Annotated in this window: 1 protein-coding gene and 1 pseudogene; both read left to right on the top strand. The window is 73.2% G+C overall.

Going from position 1 to position 1,012, the window contains the following annotated elements:
* A pseudogene (locus G3I40_RS45345) lies at window positions 1-398 on the top strand (precorrin-6y C5,15-methyltransferase (decarboxylating) subunit CbiE); the annotation flags it as partial.
* A gap of 363 nt (window positions 399-761) precedes the next feature.
* Window positions 762-1,012: hypothetical protein (locus tag G3I40_RS45340; RefSeq protein WP_164560610.1), on the top strand; the 251-nt coding region annotated here is incomplete at its 3' end.

The following is a 1,012-nucleotide window of genomic DNA, read 5'->3' as shown; positions in this document are numbered from 1 at the left end:
CCGCCCGGTTCGGCGCCGCCGTCATCGCCGTCGACCGGGACGCCGACGCCTGCGCCCGCACCGTCGCCGTCGCCCGTCGCTTCGGCGTCCAGGCGCAGATCGTCCACGGCACCGCCCCGCACGTCCTGGAGGACCTGCCCGAGCCCGACGTCGTCCGCGTCGGCGCCGGGGGAGCGGCGGTCGTCTCCGCGGTCGCCGACCGGCGGCCCGCGCGCATCGTCACGCACGCCGCGACACGCGACGCCGCCGAACTCATCGGCAGGGATCTGACGGAGCACGGGTACGACGTCGAGTGCGCCCTCCTGCAATCCGTCGAACTGGACACTCGCGCCTGGACGGAGAAGGAGCGGACCGTGGGGTTCCTGCTGTCCGGGCAGCTTCCCGACCGCCACCCGTGACCCGGACGGCCCAGCGCGCGCGGTAGGCTGGCCGATCGTTGTACCGCACCGGGACGTCCGACAGTTCATCGTTCAATGTCCTGGAAACGCACCACCTTTGGAGTGTGTGTGGTACGGCAGCGACCGGGGGACGCGCAACGTGGCGCAGTCCACAGAAGGCCGTGGCCGATCTCCGTGCCACGGCCGCGCTCCGGCCGGGACAATACGTGTTGTCCGGGCCGGTTCGTGCCGCGCGGCGCGCGTGCTCGTTGTCCATGACGGGCGGACGACGCGCCGCTCCGGACAGCGGCTCAAAAGGGGTTGCTCCTCCGGCGGACGGCCGGGAGCGGCCGGCAAGTTCTCATCGATGGGCGAGGGGTAGGCATGACCGACACCGGTCAGGTTCCGGGCGAAGGGCTGCCGGAGAACGCAGGCGCGGTGGATCAGCCGGGTGTTCCCGCCCCGGGTGCGTACACCTACCTCGATCCCGCCGACACCGCCGTCGAGGACGAGGAGATGCTTCTGATGCCGGGCTCGCAGGGCGCCTGGGGCGAGCCGCAGGCCGCGCAGCCCCCGCACCCGCAGGCCCCTGCCGGGCACGAGCCCGGCCCGCACGAGATGGCCGGCCGCGACAG

The sequence above is a fragment of the Streptomyces sp. SID14478 genome (assembly GCF_010548525.1).
Lineage (GTDB): Bacteria > Actinomycetota > Actinomycetes > Streptomycetales > Streptomycetaceae > Streptomyces.
This window is presented reverse-complemented; position numbering and strand designations above follow the sequence as displayed.